Origin of the sequence: Dietzia sp. SLG310A2-38A2, from assembly GCF_014145095.1 — a bacterium.
Classification (GTDB): domain Bacteria; phylum Actinomycetota; class Actinomycetes; order Mycobacteriales; family Mycobacteriaceae; genus Dietzia.
Genome location: NZ_JAALDX010000409.1, coordinates 1 through 1,125, shown reverse-complemented (window position 1 = coordinate 1,125; position 1,125 = coordinate 1). Strand labels below are relative to the sequence as shown.

Below are 1,125 nucleotides of genomic sequence, written 5' to 3'. Positions count from 1 at the left end.
CGGGGTGACGCCGAGGCGGGCGAGCACGTCCTTGTTGACCCGGTCGAGTTCACCGGAGATGGCGGAGTGCACCTCGCGGCGCTGGGAGGTCGGGGTGGTCTCGGCGGTCTCGACGGCCGTACGCAGGTCCTTGAGACGGGTCCGGGTGGAGGCGATGAAGTCCTCGACCTGCCGGTCGCCGCGACGCCCGACCTCGAGCTGGTCGAGGGTCTGTTCCAGCCGGACGATGCGGGCACCGAGAGCCGCCCCCGGGCCGGTGGCGTCGATGCCCGCGGCCTTGAGGTCCACGGCGCCCGCGCCGGCGGACTTGTCGGCGGAACCCTGCGCGTTGGACACGAGCTTGTAGACCATCGGCAGCAGGACCGGGGTGGCGACCTTGGCCAGGTTCAGCCACCGCTGCACGTCCTCCTTGCCGAGTTTGGTGCCCTCGAGCTTCTTCAGCTCCATCTCGGCGAGCTGGTACTCGTGCCTCCGGCCCGCCGCCTCGATCTTCTCGGCCGCCTTGCGGTCCTTCGCGAGGAACTTGGCCTCGCGCTTGAGGGTGGCGCGCTCCTGCTTGGACATGGTCTTCTCGGCCTTGCGGTCCCGTCTGGACGCCTTCTGGGCGAGCGCGTCCTGCCGCTTGGCCCGCCTGGCCTCGCGTTTTGCCTTACGGTCCGCGTTCTTGCCCTCCAGCTTCGCGCGCTTCTTGGCCTCGGCGAGATCGACGCGATGCGCCTCCTTGGCCTGGTGCCTGGCCTCCTTGGCGGCGAGCTTGGCCTCGGTCATGGCGGTGGCCTTGAGTGCGGAGGCGTGGGCGCGGAGTTCGGCGCGCTTGTCGCGGTAGGTCGTCAGCTTGCCCATGGGCGTCGATCCTTCTCTCGTCGCGAACATCAGGGTCCCAGCCTAGGCGAACAGTCCGCCGGTGAGCACCGGACCGGTATCCGAACGCGGTGTGCGTCATGATGGACGTCGATGGACGGTGCCCGGGACGGATCGAATGGGGACCTCGACGGTGCGGTGGCGGGACCGGCCTCGGGGTCCAGGTGTCTGCACCGCGTGGCCCGGGAGCGGGACGCAGGCCCCACGTGGTGGCGGACGGCTCCGCTCGACGAGGGGGTGCGGCTGCGGGCGATGGCCGCGGCC

General features: G+C 70.7%; 1 protein-coding gene. It reads right to left on the bottom strand.

The annotated features are described in order from the left end of the window. The coding region (locus G6027_RS13985) for a DUF6474 family protein (RefSeq protein WP_182637701.1) at positions 1-843 on the bottom strand (843 nt) is incomplete at its 3' end. Positions 844-1,125 lie beyond the last annotated feature (282 nt).